At 69.7% G+C, this 17,838-nt stretch carries 14 protein-coding genes, 1 tRNA gene and 1 pseudogene; 9 read left to right on the top strand and 7 right to left on the bottom strand.

Annotation, left to right across the window (positions count from 1 at the left end):
* The first annotated feature begins 65 nt into the window (after window positions 1-65).
* The gene (locus FXF65_RS17830) at window positions 66-776 is read left to right on the top strand and encodes a hypothetical protein (protein WP_148351069.1); all 711 of its coding nucleotides are present in this window, start codon (window positions 66-68) and stop codon (window positions 774-776) included.
* A 466-nt stretch (window positions 777-1,242) separates the two neighbouring features.
* Complete coding sequence (locus FXF65_RS17825; RefSeq protein ID WP_148351068.1) at window positions 1,243-2,631, top strand: competence protein CoiA family protein; 1,389 nt, start codon at window positions 1,243-1,245, stop codon at window positions 2,629-2,631.
* A 748-nt stretch (window positions 2,632-3,379) separates the two neighbouring features.
* Here the strand turns inward: FXF65_RS17825 and FXF65_RS17820 are convergent.
* From FXF65_RS17820 to FXF65_RS43785, 5 genes are all read right to left on the bottom strand, one after another.
* Window positions 3,380-3,772: a hypothetical protein gene (locus tag FXF65_RS17820; protein WP_148351067.1), complete on the bottom strand. Its 393-nt coding sequence runs from the start codon at window positions 3,770-3,772 to the stop codon at window positions 3,380-3,382.
* A 129-nt stretch (window positions 3,773-3,901) separates the two neighbouring features.
* Window positions 3,902-4,840: an exonuclease/endonuclease/phosphatase family protein gene (locus FXF65_RS17815; protein ID WP_148351066.1), complete on the bottom strand. Its 939-nt coding sequence runs from the start codon at window positions 4,838-4,840 to the stop codon at window positions 3,902-3,904.
* A complete protein-coding gene (locus tag FXF65_RS17810) occupies window positions 4,824-5,366 on the bottom strand; it encodes an HAD family hydrolase (protein WP_187412359.1) in 543 nt (180 codons plus the stop codon). The genes FXF65_RS17815 and FXF65_RS17810 overlap by 17 nt, the downstream gene beginning before the upstream one ends.
* Complete coding sequence (locus tag FXF65_RS43790; protein ID WP_187412358.1) at window positions 5,363-5,557, bottom strand: hypothetical protein; 195 nt, start codon at window positions 5,555-5,557, stop codon at window positions 5,363-5,365. The genes FXF65_RS17810 and FXF65_RS43790 overlap by 4 nt, the downstream gene beginning before the upstream one ends.
* Window positions 5,558-5,562: 5 nt before the next feature.
* Entirely contained in the window at window positions 5,563-5,721 is a 159-nt protein-coding gene (locus FXF65_RS43785) for a hypothetical protein (protein WP_187412357.1), read from the bottom strand.
* 812 nt (window positions 5,722-6,533) lie between these two features.
* Here FXF65_RS43785 and FXF65_RS17805 point away from each other — a divergent pair.
* Both FXF65_RS17805 and FXF65_RS46250 read left to right on the top strand, forming a co-directional pair.
* Window positions 6,534-6,743 (top strand): DNA methyltransferase, encoded by a 210-nt coding sequence (locus FXF65_RS17805; RefSeq protein ID WP_187412356.1) that lies wholly within the window; start codon window positions 6,534-6,536, stop codon window positions 6,741-6,743.
* 258 nt (window positions 6,744-7,001) lie between these two features.
* Window positions 7,002-7,400 (top strand): annotated as a pseudogene (locus FXF65_RS46250) (hypothetical protein); the annotation flags it as partial.
* Window positions 7,401-7,719: 319 nt separating this feature from the next.
* Here FXF65_RS46250 and FXF65_RS17795 read toward each other — a convergent pair.
* Window positions 7,720-7,805 (bottom strand) — tRNA-Leu (locus FXF65_RS17795).
* A 117-nt stretch (window positions 7,806-7,922) separates the two neighbouring features.
* On the opposite strand from FXF65_RS17795, the gene FXF65_RS17790 reads away from it, so the two are divergent.
* The 3 genes from FXF65_RS17790 (at window position 7,923) to FXF65_RS17780 (ending at window position 11,986) form a co-directional block, all read left to right on the top strand.
* Complete coding sequence (locus FXF65_RS17790) at window positions 7,923-9,233, top strand: M20/M25/M40 family metallo-hydrolase (protein ID WP_425458752.1); 1,311 nt, start codon at window positions 7,923-7,925, stop codon at window positions 9,231-9,233.
* A gap of 134 nt (window positions 9,234-9,367) precedes the next feature.
* Entirely contained in the window at window positions 9,368-10,069 is a 702-nt protein-coding gene (locus FXF65_RS17785) for a hypothetical protein (RefSeq protein WP_148351062.1), read from the top strand.
* Between the two features lie 141 nt (window positions 10,070-10,210).
* Window positions 10,211-11,986, top strand: coding sequence for a chaplin (locus FXF65_RS17780; protein ID WP_148351061.1), 1,776 nt, complete (start codon window positions 10,211-10,213; stop codon window positions 11,984-11,986).
* Window positions 11,987-12,603: 617 nt separating this feature from the next.
* Here the strand turns inward: FXF65_RS17780 and FXF65_RS17775 are convergent.
* Entirely contained in the window at window positions 12,604-12,789 is a 186-nt protein-coding gene (locus FXF65_RS17775) for a DUF5703 family protein (RefSeq protein ID WP_148351060.1), read from the bottom strand.
* Between the two features lie 244 nt (window positions 12,790-13,033).
* Here FXF65_RS17775 and topA point away from each other — a divergent pair, with 244 nt between their 5' ends.
* Together topA and tmk are read left to right on the top strand one after the other, a co-directional pair.
* Complete coding sequence (gene topA / locus FXF65_RS17770) at window positions 13,034-15,730, top strand: type I DNA topoisomerase (RefSeq protein ID WP_246198867.1); 2,697 nt, start codon at window positions 13,034-13,036, stop codon at window positions 15,728-15,730.
* A 28-nt stretch (window positions 15,731-15,758) separates the two neighbouring features.
* Entirely contained in the window at window positions 15,759-17,828 is a 2,070-nt protein-coding gene (gene tmk, locus FXF65_RS17765) for a dTMP kinase (RefSeq protein ID WP_148351059.1), read from the top strand.
* The last annotated feature ends 10 nt before the right edge of the window (window positions 17,829-17,838 follow it).

Genomic DNA, 17,838 nt, shown 5'->3' with positions numbered 1-17,838 from the left:
CGCTTCAGTGACCGGTTGTGGACTCTGAGTGATATCTGGTACCCCGGACGTTCTCTAATGAACGGGTGCCGTCAGCCAAGCGTTTTCGAGCAGAGTCACTCCTCCGAGAAGCCGAACGCGACTTCGCGGTCGCCCGGACCTCGGTCAAGGCAGCCGCCGCGAGCTATGAGCGCTGCCGCGACCTATCCCCAGGCAGCGACTGGGCGGGCAAAGCCCATCGAGCCTGGTTCCTGGGCGTCTCCGATTGGATCTACAAGGCATTAGCCCTGGAGGAGGCACTGGAGGCCGTCATGCTCTTGGACCGCGAAGGCGATACCGGAATGCTTCCGCCTGGCCCGACATCCGCAGAGCAGGTCAACCTGGCCGCTGTCGATGCCCTGCCTGGCTTTGATCCCAAAGACCAGCTGCGTGCGCCTGCGTCCGACGCCCCCGAGCCTGAGCCCGCGCTGCAAAAACGCCTGAAGCGAACCAATGACAACTTCACCACCGCAACCGAAGCCCTCAAGCAAGCCCGGCAGCTGGCCGACGCCGCCTACCGCACCTACCGCGGCAATCGCACGACGGCTTCCGCCGACGACCTCGGCCAGATGCGCGAGGCTTGGAGGAAAACGCTGGTGGTGTGGTCATTCGCCCTACGCGACCGTGAAGTGGCTCGCGACAAGGCGTTGGCGACGATGAAGCGGGCAGGTCAGCTCTCCACTGACCCCACACAGGTCGGCACCATCTTCAGCTCCAACATCAGCGATCCCCCGCCTGATCCAGAAGAACTGCTCTGACCCCTCACGCTCTGTTGGGCACCAGGCATCATGGGATGCAGCCCTTTAACAGTAGCCGAGGTCACGTTTTCGTCACAGATGCGACTGTGTGGCCACCTTATCGGCCGGACAGCCATGGATGCCACCGGATCCCCCTGCACGCCCATGGACTCCGCCGGACGGTCGATCGTGCTCAAGCGCCGAAATCGACCGTCGAAACGATCGGGCACACTGACCCTCACCGGCACAGTCGCAACGGATCAGGCGCTGCCTACTACCTCGTCAGCTCTGCACTGGACCGACGCTTCGACGACATCTTCGGCCCTGGTCCCCGCCTCGGCGAGCGAGCCGCCCGGTCACTTCTCACTACCCGCTGGTCCTGAAACACGCTCCTGCGGCGCACAAGGCCCCGTCGGCACCCGCAGAATGTCAGTGCCCGTGCGTAGCGTCGGCTCACCCCCTGGATACCAACGACGACGGGGGCCGGATGTCTTTCACTGCGCTTCATCCCGAGCTGGGCCGGATCGACGCCACGCTCATCGACCTAGGGCAGGGCTTGGAGTGGGAGGGCATCTACCGGACGCGCCCCCGGATCAGGCTTACCTGCCCCGAGTGCGGCCATGGCGTCCACGCCAAGCTGTCACCCCGGCGGCGAACACGGTACTTCGCGCACGACCCCGGCCGCTCGCCGCACTGCCACCTGTCAGTCGAATCAGCCGATCACCACCTGCTCAAGCGCGTGCTGGCCGAGGCGATCCGCCGCGCGGGCTGGTCGGCCGAACTAGAATTGCCGGCACCCGACGGATCCTGGCGGGCTGATGTGATGGCCATCTCCGCAGACGGCGAACAGATGGCGTGGGAGGCGCAACTCTCTCCGATCACCGACGGCGATATCCAGATGCGCACCAACCGCTACTACGACGACGACATCGACGTCTGCTGGGTCAGCTCCCGTGATCGCGTGCCGTGGCTGTGCACAGTTCCCGCGATCGCCGTGGCCCCGGCAGACCCGCCAACGGCCGCCGAACGATGGATGGTGCACGACGGGCTGACCAGGTTCGACTACAAATGCGGCAGTTGGATCCAGGTCGACGACGTCACCCTGCCCACCTTCGTGCGATGGGTGCTCGACCGCAGCCTGACCATCCACCCTATCGGCCGCCGTTACCGGCGAATCCGCCTGCCGGGTAGCAACGCCATCATCCGCCGTTCGGTGTCGTGGAGCACCCAGCGCTCCATCGATGCCGAAGCCAAGCACGAGGCGATGCGCCAACGCCAGGAAGCCGCAAAGGCCGCGCGGGAGAAGCGTGCACGCGAGGCCGAGGAACACCGCAAGCAAGTAGAGCGCGAGCGTCAGCGCCAGGAAGACGAACGCCGTCGCGTCGAGTCCGAGAAACGGCACCGCGAGTTCATGATCGAATCGAAGCGCCGGCAGGCAGCCTGGGAGGCGCAACGCCGCGAACAGGAGCGTAAGCGGCAGGAACAGGAACGGCAGGAGGAGCTGGCGCGCCGCGAACGTGACCACCGGGAGCAGACCGCCGCACAGCAGTGGTGGGAAGGGGTCTCCGCCGCCCAGCTCGCCGAACTCATGGGTCACGTCACGGCACTGTCCATAAGCGAGCACGCATCACGAGCCCTTCCACGATCCGACGAAAGAGAGCGCGAGTACGCATACGGCCTTGCCCTCTACACCGGCCGACGCTTGTTCGGGGTGGTCATGCCGTGCCCGCACTCGCTGGATCGGCTCCCCAACTCAACACGGATCTTCGTACGCAACGCCCGCGAAAAGGCATGCATCACGGCAACAGGCCTCGTCAACGCCGACCTGGTCACCCACTTCGACCTGCCTGACCACGAGCAAACCTCCTTGCTCTGATCAGAGCGACTAGTACGCGGCAGCTCCAAAAATTGCCTGATGTGCAGAGGACTTCGGGAATCTGTGCACACGACTTCGGAAACCGACACCAGCGATGCCACCGCGTCCGGTTCGGCCGTTCATCTTTCGCTAGGGTTCATTTACTTCACGCACCGTGTTTGATGAACGGAAGGCGGTTCGCTGTGGCGCTCATCGGCCTGGCCCAGGTCAGCGCCGACAAGTAGGACGCTGCTGGTTGGGACGTTGAGAATGTCTCCCGCTCGGCAAATGCTCAAGGTCTTTGTCATGTATGATGTGCAGCGCCATTTCAATGATAGGAGCAGGCTCATCGAGTTTGTCGGGAGGCAGACGGAGTCGAGCGGCATGTTGCTCATGTCCCTTTTTGGAGGCGTGAGTGGGAGGACATCAGGCATCGCGAATCCCTCGTTTTAGATATGTGGACTCGACACCATCACCCCCGCTGGCGACGGCAGCAGCCGCTCCGGCGCCGGTTCGACCGTCGGCTTGGCGGCCACGTCCCGAACACCGCGCAATCTCACGATCCTGCTGGGTCCCATCCATCCAGATCCCAGGGCGGGATCAAAATTGCTGGCCCACGACCAGCGCCTGCGGCGATCTGGGCGGCGCCGTCCCCGGGCAGGTCGCCCAAGTCTTGCGCGAACCCGCCGTCTGGGTGGTTGCGGATGGCGTCACGGATTTCGTCACGGGCGAGGCCGCTCAAAATGTGGATCAGGCCGTAGGAAGCCGTCTACCGCAGATGCTGCGCCAGCAGATAGGCGCACTGGACGGGCCACCCCTCGGGAGGCATACGGTCGGCGCGAGCCTCGACCAGGTCAGCCAACTCGAACACTAAGTCCGCCCAGCACCGCAGCAGGCTCACCCTACGGCCATCGGTACCACAGAGCAGGTGCCCGGCGGCGCCGCTGAAGGACCCTGGGTGCCGCACCCACGCCACGCTCAAGTCGCGGCCGCTCGTCTCGGTGAGAAGGACCTCGTCCGAAGGCACGACTCCGGGCTCGGAAGCAGCGCTGGCGTACGCCCACACCTTCGCGTTGTTCCGCATCATTGGGGCCAGCAGTCGCCGGACGCCTTCGTCGTCCAGGACCGCGACGTCGGGACCCAGGAACCGCGCTTCTAGCATGGCGTGCACCAGCCCGGTGCCGGCTCGTCCAGTTGCCGTGCTGTCCGAGGTCGATGTCTGTTCAGATGTGGACGTCACCGCATGCCCTCTCGCTGTGAGGAAGGAATTGTTGTGTTCGGGGCACCCGGCTTACCCGCCTATCTGGCGCAGGTCCAGCCGGACCGACACCATCCGATGGTTGCTGAATTGGTCGCCGATGTCGTTTGTCCACACCCGGTAGGAACCGGGCACGATCGCGGTCGCTAGGGCGGGGCTGAACAGGATGAAATCAATTCGGGCGCCTTGCCCTTGATCGATGTGAGCGTTGACGGTGGGCGTCATGTCGTCAGCGACGCATCCGGCGTTGACGAACCCGGCCTCGGCGAGCAGCTGCGTCGCGCGCCGGTCTGAGACCAAGCGCTCATGGCCCCATCGGCGGGGGCGTGCCCCCGGCGGCAGTGACTTGTGCTGGCGTTTGTGCGGTGGACGCTTGCCCCAGTCGGGCTCGAACTCACGGTGCACGCGTCCTGGCCACGGGCGCCACCAGCGGCGGGGGCGGCGGCAATCAGGCCAGATGCAGTTGGCGTCCCCGCCCAGCAGCGCTAGTTCGTTTGGCCCGGCGAATTTCGTGAGTTTCTGTGCCGCTTCCAGCCGGGCGCCGCCGTCCCAGTGCGGCCACTGGAACGGGCGCACCGCGATCGGCCGTTCCAGTCCCTCCACCGTGAACCGCAGCCAGCCGACCTCGTCGTGGAAGACGTCGGCCAGGTCGGGTTTGAAGTGCTCGTATGGCCGGAACCGCGGCCAGCGGACGAACACGAGATCGTGAAGTTCGCCGATCGTGCTCGGCGTCATGAACGACCGGAGACCGAAATCGCTCAACAGGTTTTCGGCGCGATATCGGATCCGCTGCCCATTGAGCCCAAAGTGTTTACCTTCCAAGAGCAGCAGGACGTCGACCTGGCCTGCCTGGCTGATCATTTCCGGCAGGAGGTCCAAGCAGCGGCCGTCTTCGGTGGTCAAGACGACGATCGTCACATCGTCGGCGCTCGCCGTCGCCTCGGTATCGGCCGACTCAACGAGGGTGCGCACGGCTTGCTCCCTTCAGGATGTCTGGCAGGTCACCAATGGTGGTGATCAAGGTTGCTCGTGTGGGCAGTTGGGCGCGGGTCTCGGTGGGCCCGAGTAGTACGGCGCGGATACCCATCGCCGCCGGTACGCGGACGTCGGCGTCGATGCGGTTGCCGCAGACCATCAGTTCGCCGGGATTGAGCCCAAGATCGTTCAGGATGTGCCGGTAGAAGAGTGAGTTGCGCTTGTTGAGGCCCAGCTCGTGGGAGAGATAAACCCGGTTTTCGAAGAGGCTCGCCACGCCAGCGGCTTGAAGGGCGCGGCGCCGGTCCTGGCCTTCCGTGGTGTTGGACACTAACCCCAGGACTACGCCGGCGGCGTGCAGCTCCCAGATGGTGGCCAGCGTGGCAGCGTGGATCGGGCGCATGCCCAGCTGGGGGTCTACGTCGTCGTGATTGCTGGTGAGCGTGCCGCTGTAGTCGGGGAAGCAGTGGGTGATGGGGCCGCCGTGCTGGTGGGACCGCCACAGGGCTTGGTTGGTGGTCATCCGCCGTACCCGCCGTCCCTCGCTCGGTGGCGCCGGCGCCAGCGGCGAGTCCGTCCGGTGGTGACGGTGGGCCACAGCGGGATGAACCAGGTCGGCATAAGCCAGGACGGGTAGTAGACGAGGTACACGCGCCATTGCTCCTTGCCCGAGGGCGGGCGGTCGTGGGGGCCGGGATGCAGGTTGGTACGCATGGCGATCAGAGGTCGATCGTCAGGCTGACGCGCTTGTGGTCGGACTCGGGCTCGTCTGGTTCCCGGTAGTCGTAGCGCCGTCGGCTGGGGTAGGCAGAGCACACGGCAGTGGTGTCCCGGCCGTCGTGCTCGGCGTTGACATAGCTGAGCCGGAGCTTGGGCATGCGCAATGCCTTCCAACTGGGGAACCGGCCGCCTGGGCTCGCTGGCGACCGGATGGTGGTCGGTCGTGCTCGCCCGGCCGCGGACCAGTAGGGAATCGGAGCGCGTGAGGAGGGCCAGCGGACTCGACACGGTCCGGGGCCCGCGGCCGGGCGAGGGTTCAAATGGGGATAGGTCGGGCTGGGCTACAGGCCACCAGGGCCTGCTGGCGGCTAGGTTCTTTTCTCAGCGGGAGGCGCTGGCGCGTCGGCTAGCGATCGCTAGCGCGGGAACCAGCAATCTGGCGTCAGCCACGGTGCCGATGCCGGAGACCCGGTCCCAGGAGGGGTTGGCGCACCATCCCCGGTTGCCCGGCACGCTGTTGCAGCCGGTGGTGACGTCGAGAATCCCGGACATCTGGGCGCGGCGGGGGGGGCGGCGAGCTGGTACAGGGCGGGGTTGAGCGCGCCGAGGGGCCGGTGGGCTGCTTGGCGTGCCAGCGCGGTGATCCCTGCGATCAGGGGCGTGACTACCGAGGTTCCGGCCGCGCGCCACCATCCGCCGTCCCGGCTGAGCTGGCCGCCTAGCGCGTTATAGGTTGAGTAGAACACCACCCTGGACCTGCCGCTGCCGTTGGCGGCGATGTCGGCGACGCCACGGTTGTTGCCGACCAGGTTCCGGTAGGGGTTCTGGTAGCGCGGGCGGGTGAACACCTGCGACAGGCCGCCGCCGGTAGCCCTCCCGATACCGTTCGGGTCGGCACGATCGTGAACCGTTGCCGCTCCCACCTGCCGGCGACGTCTGGTCGTTGCCGCCACGCCCACAGCGGCACACCTTGCCGATCGAGGTGCCGCTCGCCTGTATTGCCACCGGATGCCAGCCCGGCGGCACCGTGCTGGACATGTTTGCCGCGGACGCCACCACTGGTCTCGCCGCCCGGCGCCTCGACCGATCCTTCATCGGCGTGGAGCAGAACCCGGATCTATGCCGCATCGCCGAGCAGCGACTCCGGGAGGACAACCGCCACGGGGACGGGGATGCGTGATGGGCCACGGGACACATAACACTCACCACCAGGTAAGGCGCGCGGCGCTGAGCAGCCAATACGCTGCCGAAGCAGAGCCAGATGAGCCACGCGGCGACGTGACTCGCGATGCAGTTGATGGCGCTGTGTCCGTCCAATTGCCCGCTGAGCCGCCCCCCTTGACGCCCGACGCGGCACGCGCCCTGCTCCGGCTCCTGATCAGCATCCAGCAGCGGCGCACGAACTGAACTCACCCAGTTCATCCCAAGGGGAAGAGCAATGATCAAACTAGCGTTCTGGGGACGCTGTTCCACCGAAGACCGCCAAGACCCCGAAGCCTCCCGCGCCTGGCAGTACTCCCGTGCCGAGCAACTCGTCACCCCTCGCGGTGGCGTGATCGTCGCCGAGTTCTTCGACGTCGACAAGTCCCGGTCCATCCCACCGGCCCGGCGCCCCGAATCCGGCCGCCTGCTGGAGGAACTGGCCAACCCAAACCGAGGGTTTGACGCGGTGGTCGTCGGTGAGCCACAGCGGGCGTTCTACGGTAACCAGTTCGGCAACACCTTCCCGCTGTTCGAGCATTACGGCGTGCCGTTGTGGGTGCCGGAGATCGGCGGGCCGATCGACCCGGCCAACGAGGCCCACGACATGATCATGTCGACGTTCGGGTCCATCAGCAAGGGCGAGCGGTCCCGGATCAAGACCCGGGTCCGCTCCACCATGGCCGCGATGGCCCAGACCACCAACCGGCACATCGGCGGACGCCCCCCGTACGGGTACCGGCTGGTCGACGCCGGCCCGCACCCCAACCCCAGCAAAGCCGCCGACGCCCTGATCGACGATCTCGGTGACCACGCGCAAGCACTCCAAGGCGCTGACCGCGATCACAAAGCTAGCGTGTACCAGCACCTCGGCTTGCGGCTGACCTACCACCCGACAAAGCAAACGGTGCGGGCAGAGGCTCGCCTCGACTCGCACCGTATAGGCAGAAGGTCAGTGTCCGAGGGGGGACTTGAACCCCCATGCCCCGTAAAGGGCACTAGCACCTCAAGCTAGCGCGTCTGCCTATTCCGCCACCCGGACCGGTTGCAGGCCGCAGTGTGGCTGCGGCGGGGTTCACCATACCAAAGGTGGCGAGTCGCGGCGAAGTCGATCGCCGGGGCACCATGGAACGGTACGCGACTACACGAGGTGATGACTGTGGCCCAGGGGCCGACCGCTGAGGACGAGGTCGTCCGGCTCTGCCAGGAGCTGATCCGGATCGACACGAGCAATCCCGGGGATCATTCGGGACCGGGGGAACGGGCGGCGGCGGAGTACGTCGCGGAGAGGTTGGACGAGGTCGGGCTGGAGTCGCGGATCTTCGAGTCGCATCCGGGGCGGGCCAGTCTCGTCGCGCGGATCGAGGGGGAGGATCCGGGGCGGGACGCGCTGCTTCTGCACGGGCATCTCGACGTCGTGCCGGCGCGCAGGGAGGACTGGTCGCGCGACCCGTTCGGGGGCGAGATCGCCGACGGCTGCGTCTGGGGACGCGGGGCCGTGGACATGAAGGACATGGACGCGATGATCCTCGCGGTCGTCCGGCAGCGGCTGCGGGAGGGGCGCAAGCCGCCGCGGGACGTGGTGCTCGCCTTCCTGGCGGACGAGGAGGCCGGGGGCAAGTGGGGCTCGGGGTGGCTGGTCAAGGAGCATCCGGAGCTGTTCGAGGGGTGCACGGAGGCGGTGGGCGAGGTCGGCGGGTTCAGCCTGACGGTGCCCGGCGACCGGCGGATGTACCTGATCGAGACGGCGGAGAAGGGCATCGCGTGGATGAACCTGACCGCCAAGGGGACGGCCGGGCACGGGTCGATGGTGCATCCGGACAACGCGGTGACGGCCGTGGCGGCGGCGGTCGCGCGGCTCGGGTCGCACGAGTTCCCGCTGCGGTTGACGAAGACGGTGCGGGCGTTCCTGGAGCGGGCGTGCCTGGCGTACGGAGTGGAATTCGACCCGGATAATCCGGAAAAGTGCCTTTCGGAGATCGGTCCGCTGGCGCGGATGATCGGCGCGACGCTCCGGAACACGCTCAATCCGACGCGGCTGGACGCCGGGTACAAGACGAACGTCATTCCGCAGTCGGCGACGGCGCAGGTGGACGGACGCTTTCTTCCCGGTCATGAGACGGAATTCTTCGCGACCGTGGACGAACTTCTCGGCCCGGACGTCGAGCGCGATTTCGTCCATCACGACCACGCGCTGGAGGCGGAGTACGAGGGCGCGCTCGTCGCCGCCATGGAGGCCGCTCTGATCTCGGAGGACGCGGGCGCGCTGCCGGTGCCGTACTGCCTGAGCGGCGGGACGGACGCCAAGGCGTTCGCGCGGCTCGGAATGCGCTGCTACGGCTTCGCGCCGCTGAGGCTTCCCCCAGAACTGGACTTTTCCGGAATGTTCCACGGAATCGACGAGCGCGTTCCGGTGGACGGGCTGCACTTCGGCGTCCGGGTCCTTGACGCATTTCTTGATCGGTCTTGAATCTGGCGCGGCATTGCGCTCCGTAGTGCTATCGTCACACTGAACGCTTTTCGTCCTGGGTGGTCCCACACGCACGGCCCAGGCGAAAAGTGTTCATTTCTTGCGGACGATCTGGTCGCGACGGGGGTTCTTCGGTGGCAGGCGGCGCGGTGTTGTCGGGGGCGGTCTCCGTCCTCGCGCGCCGCGCCGTCCGCCGGGTCCTCGTCCTGGCCGGGTTGGCGGTCGCCGGCTGGCTGCTCGGCTGCGCCGCGCAGTCGGCGGCCGCCCACGCCGACGAGCTGCCCGCGGTCCCGACGCGGGTCGTCGCGGGTACGCCCGTCCTGGGCTCCGCGATGGAGACCGCGCCGCGCCCGGTGGGGCACGTCGTGCGGGAGGTGTCGGAGAAGGCGCCGGTCGAGCAACGGGAACCGGTGACGCTCGCGCCGCCTCCGTCCCCCTTGGAAATTCCAGCAATTTCGGGGGCCCCGGAAACTCCGCGTTTCGCAGCGAACGCGCATGAGAGCAAGGCCGTGCCCGCGGGCCATCTCGCCCCGGCACCGCCGCTGACTCAGCGTCGCGTCGCGAAGGTCGTCCAGGCGGCTCCGGCCGTTGGGGGACACGCGGCGAACCAGGTCGTCCGGCATCGCCCGGCGCCGATGCGGGCGCCCGTCGCGCCCACCCCGCCCGACGACCACTCCGCGATCGGCAACTCCGCCGCGTCCGGTGCGATCGCGGGCTTCCCGGACGTCCTCGCATGGACGCCGGCCCCGCCGCGGGTCTCGGTCCCGCGTGCGCTCAGCGCGCTTCCCCCGGCCGTCCGCACCGCCGCGGACGAGCCGACCTTCGCGCCCGACTGATCACCGGTCACAGTCTCCGGACCCGCCCCCGCGTGCCTTGAGGGGCCAGGTCCGGGACGTGCCGTGCGCTCTTCGCGGCACGTCACCCCCTCACGAATCACGAGACCTCGTCTCAAACACCCAACCAATGAACGGAGCATCATGCGAACGTGGGCCAAAAGCACGTCCCGGGCCGCCGTGGTCGCCGCGGGCGTCGTCGTCCTCGGCGTCAGCGCCCTCCCGGCGAACGCCTTCGCCGACACCACCGACGGCACCGGGAGCGTCCTCGGCGGCAACCAGGTGAACGCTCCGATCTCCGCGCCGGTCGACGTCAGCGGCAACGGCGTCGCCGTCCTTGGAAAGTCGATCGCAGGGTCCGGTGGCGGCGCGAAGGTCCGCCAGAACGGCGGCGGCGGAGGCGCCGGGCAGCAGACGGCCGGCACCTTCGGCGTCGGCTCCGGAAACCAGGTCAACGCGCCCGTCGCCGCGCCGGTGAACGTCTGCGGCAACGGCGTCGCCGTGATCGGCATCGCGGTCGCGGGCTGCCAGGGCGGGTCCACCGTCAAGGGCGGCGGCGGTGCTGGCGGCGGCCAGAAGACCGACGGGACGGGCGGTGTCGCCTCGGGCAACCAGGTGAACGCGCCGGTGTCCGTCCCCGTCGACGTGTGCGGCAACGCGGCGGCGGTCGTCGGCGTGGCGGGTGCGGGCTGCCAGGGCGGGTCGACCGTCAAGGGCGGCGGCGCCGGGTCGGGGCAGTCGACGTCCGGGGTGTTCGGCGTCGGGTCCGGCAACCAGGTCGACGCGCCGATCAGCGTGCCCGCGGACGTGTGCGGCAACGCGGTCGGCAACGCGGTCGCGGCCTGCCAGGGCGGGTCGTCCACCAGCGGCGGGACCGGAGGGTCCGGCGGATCCGGCGGGCAGACCACCGACGGCACCTTCGGCGTCCTCTCCGGAAACCAGGGAAACACGCCGGTCAACGCCCCGGCCGAGGTGTGCGGCAACGCCGCCGCGATCGTCGGGCAGGCCGTCGCGCTCTGCAAGGGCGGCACCCACGTCCACGGCGGGCACGGCGGCGACCAGCACACCTCCGGGGTGGGCGGCGTCGGGTCTGGAAACCAGGGCGGCGCGCCGACCACGGCCCCCGCCGACGTGTGCGGGAACGCGGCGGCGGTCGTCGGCGTGGCGGCCCCGCTGTGCGCGGACGACCCGTACCAGGACCCGTACGACAACCCGTACCGCCGGACGTCCGGCGCCCTGGACGGTTCGCTGCAGAACGCCGCCCTGATCAACGCCGTCTCCCTGGTCGGCACCCAGTCGCCGGAGGGCGCCACGGGCCTGCTGCCGAAGAACGGCGCCCTGCCCGCGAACGGCGTCCTGCCGAAGAAGGACGCGCTGGCGCAGGCGGTGGGCGGTCTCTCGAAGGCGGGCGAGGGCAAGCAGGCGCGGCTGGCCGGCGGCACGCCCGGGGCGAGCGGCCTGCCGAAGCCGGGCGCGGTGATCGTCAACGGCATCCTGCCGAGGGGGCTGTCCAACGTGGGCGGCACCGGCGCTCGGCAGGCGACGGGCGGCGTGTCCACGACCAGCGGCCTGCCGAAGCTGGACACGCTGGCCAAGAACGGCGGGCTGAACCAGGCGGGTCTGCCCAAGGGGCACGTCCAGGACGGCGCGCAGCCCAAGGGGACGAACCCCGGGGCCCTGCTGTCCGCGACGCGCCACGTCCCCGGCGCGCCGAGCGCTGAGACGCTGCCCGCGACGTCCGTCGTCCCGGGCACGACCGAGATCGGGCCGATCAAGAAGGTCGCGACGGTGCGGCCGGCCAAGGAGCGGCACGGGTCGAGCTGGACGGTGGCCGCGGCCGGGATGGTGTCGTTCGTGGCCGGTGCGCTGATGCTGGTCCGGCGGGCTCCGGCGCACCGCTCGGCGTCCGCCCACCGGTAGGACGGAACCGCGGCGCGGTCCACGCGCCGCGGTACCGGGGCCGCCGGGAGGCGGGCGGCCGCCGGAAGGTCGAGGCCCATCGCCACCCCCTCCCGGCGGCGCCTCCCTTCCGAGCGGCCCACCCACCCTCCCGGCGGCCACCTCACCCCCAGCCCCCTAACCCCCCACCACAAGCGCTCTGTGACAAGCGGCCCGGCGTAGCCGCTCCGCAATAAGCACCCCGCCGCAAGGTCACAACCACGCTCCGTTGGCGTACACCTTGCGCTCCCCGGGTGCGTACCTCTCGGTGGAGCGAGCCCGGTTACCTTCCGGTGGCTCGCTTCTTCCCGCTCCATCACACGTCACGGTAGGTAGCGGCGTGACCTCGTTAGGAGATTCGTGCTACCGCGGCGGCGCGCCCTCGGAGCCGGTGCCCCGGCCCGACACCCCGGCGCTCACCCACCGTCACGATCACTGGTGGTTACGGAGGGGAGCCGCGCGACGCCCGGGTCAAGACCGTCCGGAATGCGGCTCGCCCCTCCGGCGTTGACGTTTACGAGGGTCGGGACGTCCACCCGCACGGCTGCGTCGAAGTGACCGTACGTAGTGCTACACTCCCGGCGGACTGCCGGGAACGGTCAGAACGTGCGGACGACGCGGATGACCTTGCGGCGGAGTTGAATACGGCGGCGGCCGTCCGGGTAGAGGCGCAAACGGTCGATTTCCCAGCCGCCGCGCTCTGCGTGCTCGGTCAGGATCTGCCGGGCGGTGTCACGCGAGGTGCCGCGGGGCAGGGACAGGACGAGGTAGGTGTACTCCGCCATTGCGACCATTATTACTGGTCTACCGCGTGTCCGGCACCGTACGGTGGCGACCCGGTCCGCGCGGCCTCCGGCGGCATGTCATCCTGTCTGAGGCGCGCGGCGGTGAGAATCCCGTCCGCCTCCTGGGGCGGTGAGGTGGACGGAGACGCCCGGCGGGCATGAACGCGCCGTCCCGGGACGTTGTACGAAGCCGGTAAGAAAGAGCCTGTTCAAAGAGGACCGAGACAGCGAGGTTGGAGCGACTGTGCCAGCCAAGAACGGCACCGCGGATCGTGGCCGGGGCAACGGCGCCGGTACCCGTCTGGTGATCGTCGAGTCGCCCGCGAAGGCGAAGACGATCGCGGGGTACCTGGGCCGTGGCTACATCGTGGAGTCCAGTATCGGCCATATCCGGGATCTCCCGGGGAGCGCCTCGGAGGTGCCGGCCAAGTACAAGGGCGAGTCGTGGGCGAAGCTGGGCGTCAACGTGGAGCGTGAGTTCGAGCCGCTCTACGTCGTCAACTCCGACAAGCGTCAGCAGGTCCAGAAGCTCAAGAAGCTGCTCGCCGAGGCCGACGAACTCTACCTCGCGACGGACGAGGACCGGGAGGGCGAGGCGATCGCCTGGCACCTCCAGGAGGTGCTGAAGCCGAAGGTCCCGGTGCACCGGATGGTCTTCAACGAGATCACCAAGGACGCGATCCAGCGCGCCGCCGCGAACCCGCGCGAGCTGAACATGCCGCTCGTCGACGCGCAGGAGACGCGCCGCGTCCTGGACCGCCTCTACGGGTACGAGGTCAGCCCCGTCCTGTGGAAGAAGGTCATGCCGAAGCTGTCGGCGGGCCGGGTGCAGTCGGTGGCGACGCGGCTGGTGGTCGAGCGGGAGCGGGAGCGGATCGCGTTCGTCCCGGCCCACTACTGGGACATCGCGGCCCAGTTCGACACCGGCAGGGACGACGAGCCCAAGGTCTTCAAGGCCGGGCTGGTCTCGGTCGACGGCAAGCGCGTCGCGCAGGGCCGCGACTTCGCCTCCGACGGGACGCTCAAGACCCGCGACATCCTCCACCTGGACGAGCCCGCCGCGCGTGCCCTGGCCGAGCGGCTGCGCGACCGTCCGTACGAGGTCACGTCCGTCGAGCAGAAGCCGTACACGCGGCGCCCGTACCCCCCGTTCCGGACGACGACCCTCCAGCAGGAGGCGTCCCGCAAGCTGAACTACTCCGCGAAGTACACGATGTCGGTGGCGCAGAAGCTGTACGAGAACGGCTTCATCACCTACATGCGAACCGACTCGATCACGCTGTCGGAGACGGCGATCACGGCGGCGCGGCGGCAGGCGGCGGCGCTGTTCGGCGGCGAGTACGTCCCGGACAAGCCGCGCGTGTACGCGTCGAAGGTGAAGAACGCGCAGGAGGCGCACGAGGCGATCCGGCCGGCGGGCGACACGTTCCGCACGCCGGGGGAGACGGGCCTGTCCGGCGACCAGTTCCGGCTGTACGAGCTGATCTGGAAGCGGACGATCGCGTCCCAGATGAAGGACGCGCTGGGCCAGTCGGTGTCGATCCGCGTCGTCGGGAACTCCACCCAGAACGAGCGCGCGGAGTTCGGCGCGACCGGAAAGACGATCACCTTCTACGGCTTCCTGAAGGCGTACGTCGAGAGCGCGGACGACCCGTCCACCGACCGGGACGACCAGGAGCGCCGCCTCCCGAACCTGGCCGAGGGCGACCCGCTGACCGCGAACGCCGTGGACGCCGAGGGCCACTCGACCCGTCCGCCCGCCCGCTACACCGAGGCCAGCCTGGTCAAGGAGCTGGAGGAGCGGGAGATCGGGCGGCCGTCCACCTACGCCTCGATCATCGGGACGATCATCGCCCGCGAGTACGTGTTCAAGAAGGGCACGGCGCTCGTCCCGTCGTTCCTGGCGTTCGCCGTGGTGAACCTGCTGGAGCAGCACTTCGGCAACCTGGTCGACTACGACTTCACCGCCCACATGGAGGACGGTCTCGACGAGATCGCCCGCGGCGAGGCCGAGCGCGTCCGCTGGCTGACCCGGTTCTACTTCGGCGACAACGGCGAAGAGGGCCTCAAGGAGCTGGTCGGCGACATCGGCGACATCGACGCCAAGGGCGTCAGCTCGTTCCCGATCAAGGGCTCCGACATCGTGGTCCGGGTCGGCCGGTACGGGTCCTACCTCGACCGCGACGGCGAGCGCGTCAACATCCCGGACGACATCGCGCCCGACGAGCTGACGGCCGAGAAGGCCGAGGAGCTGCTGGCGCAGCCGTCCGGCGACCGGGAGCTCGGCGCCGACCCGGAGACCGGGCACACGATCGTCGCGAAGTCGGGGCGGTTCGGCCCGTACGTCACCGAGATCCTGCCCGAGCAGGCGCCTCCGGCGGAGGGCGAGAAGAAGCGGCGCACGAAGAAGGCCGACGCGCCGAAGCCGCGCACCGGTTCGCTGTTCAAGTCGATGTCGCTCGACACGATCACGCTGGACGACGCGCTCAAGCTGCTGTCGCTGCCGCGCACGCTCGGCGAGCTGGACGGCGAGCCGGTCACCGCCCAGAACGGGCGCTTCGGCCCGTACATCAAGCGGGGCACCGACAGCCGTTCGCTCGCGTCCGAGGACGACCTGTTCACGGTCACGCTGGAGCAGGCGAAGGAGCTGCTGGCGCAGCCGAAGCAGCGCGGCCGCCGGGCCGCCGCCGCGGCGCCGCTGCGCGAGCTCGGCAACGACCCGGCGAGCGAGAAGCCGGTGGTGGTGAAGGAGGGACGGTTCGGCCCCTACGTGACGGACGGGGAGACCAACGCCTCCCTGCGCAAGGGCGACGAGGTCGAGTCGATCACCATCCAGCGCGCCGCGGAACTGCTCGCGGAACGGCGCGAGAAGGTGGCCGCGGGCGGCACCAAGAAGAAGACGACAACCCGCCGTCGAACCTCCGCAAAGTCCGGCTCCTAGGGACATCCACGCCGATACCCTGACCGACATGACCAGAACGGGCGCATCCCGGCCGCACCCCGCAGCGTCGCCGCCGCCGGGTGTCTCGCCGCTTTCCTCGATCGGGCCGTTCCGGCGGCTGCGGTCGGCGCTGGCGCTGTCCGGGCTCGGGCTGTGGCTCGCCGTTCCGGCGCTGACCGCGATGGCCGCGCTGCTGACCCGCGACGACGCGGCCGCCGTGCAGGTCCGGGCGGTCGGCGGCGTGCTCGTGCTGCTGGTGCTGCCCGCGGTGCTGCTCGCCCCGGTCGGCGGCGCGCTCGCCGCCCGCGTCGACCGGCGGCTGATGCTGATCGTCGCGGACGTGGTGCGGTTCGTGGTCGTGCTGACCGTCCCGCTGGTGGGGACGCTGCCGTGGACGTTCGCCGCCGCCTTCCTGGTCTCCTGCGCGGGCCTGCTGTGGACGCCCGCCGCCCGCGCGTCCCTGCCCGCCCTGGTCCCGAACGACGAGCTGCGCCCCGGCGCGCACCGCACGGCGAACCGCGTCCTCGTCGCCCCGGCCCCGGTCGCGGCGCTGCTGTTCGCCGTCCTCGCGCTGATCGCGAACGGGACGCTCGGCCGCGGCTCGCGCGCCGACCTCGCCCTCTACGTCACCGCCGCCGTGTTCGTCGCGTCGGCCGCCGCCGTCGCGCTGGTCCGCGAGATCCCGGCGTCCGAGCAGGTCCGCGTGGCCGCGCCGGTGAAGGCGATCTTCCAGGGCCCGGGGACGGCCGCCGCGCGCGGCGTCGGGCTCGCGGTGACCGCCGCGTCCCTCACGGCGGGCGCGGTCGTCGGGGTCGCCCGCGTGCACACCGGCGAGCTGGGCGGCGGCGACGCCGGGTACGGCAGCATCCTCGCCGGGCTGGCGATCGGGCTCGGGTTCGGGCTGTTCCTCGGGCCGCGCGTGCTCGTCCCGTTCAGCCGCCGGCGTCTGCTCGGCCTCGCGGTGATCGCCGCCGCGCTCGCGCTGGTCGTGATCGCGCTCGTGCAGAACCTCGTCGTCGCCGTGTTCACGACCGGGTTCCTCGGCGTGTTCGCGGGGGCCGCGTGGGCGACCGGGAGCATCGCGCTCACCGACCCCGACGCGCCCGAGGACACCCGTCCGGCCGGCTACCTGCGGTCCGTCGCCGTCGTGACCGCGACGGTCGCGTTCGCGGCCGTCTCGCTGGTCGCGGGCGCGGTCGGGTCGCACCGGCTCGACGTCGGCGACTCGGTGTACGACTTCGACGGGACGGGCGCCGCGATGCTGATCGCGGCCGTGCTCGCCCTGCTGGCCGGGCTCGTCGGGTTCCGGCGGCTGGACGACCGGCGCGGCATCCCGCTCGTCCCCGACCTGCGCGCCGCGCTGCGCGGCGAGATCTACACGCCGCCGGAGCAGGCCCCGGCGGCGGAGCGGCCGGTCCGGCGGGAGCGCGGCGTGTTCATCGCGTTCGAGGGCGGCGAGGGCGCGGGCAAGACCACGCAGGCGCGGCTCGCCGCGATCTGGCTGCGCGACCACGGCTACGACGTCGTCACGACGCACGAGCCCGGCGCCACCAAGATCGGGATGCGGCTGCGCGCGATGCTGCTCGACCGCGACACGACCGGGCTGTCCGACCGCGCCGAGAGCCTGCTCTACGCGGCCGACCGCGCCGACCACGTCGCGAACGTGATCCGGCCCGCGATGGACCGCGGCGCGATCGTGGTGAGCGACCGGTACGTCGACTCGTCCCTCGCCTACCAGGGCTTCGGGCGCCAGCAGCGCGTCGAGGACATCGCCCGCGTGAACGCCTGGGCGACGGGCGGGCTCGTCCCGGACCTGACCGTCCTGCTGGAGATCCCGCCGCAGGCGGGCCTCGGACGGCTGTCCGCGCCCGCCGACCGGATCGAGTCCGAGTCGCAGGACTTCCACGAGCGCGTCCGCGCCGGGTTTCACGCGCTCGCCGAGGCCGACCCGGACCGCTACCTGATCCTGGACGCGAGCCGCCCGCAGAACGAGCTGAGCCGCGAGATCCAGTACCGCATCCGGGAGATCCTCCCCGACCCGGTGCCCGCGGGCGCCGAGGACGCCACCGGCAGCTTCCCGGTCATCACCGACTACTGAACGGCCGCGC

This window comes from Actinomadura syzygii (assembly GCF_008085905.1).
Lineage (GTDB): Bacteria > Actinomycetota > Actinomycetes > Streptosporangiales > Streptosporangiaceae > Spirillospora > Spirillospora syzygii.
This window is presented reverse-complemented; position numbering and strand designations above follow the sequence as displayed.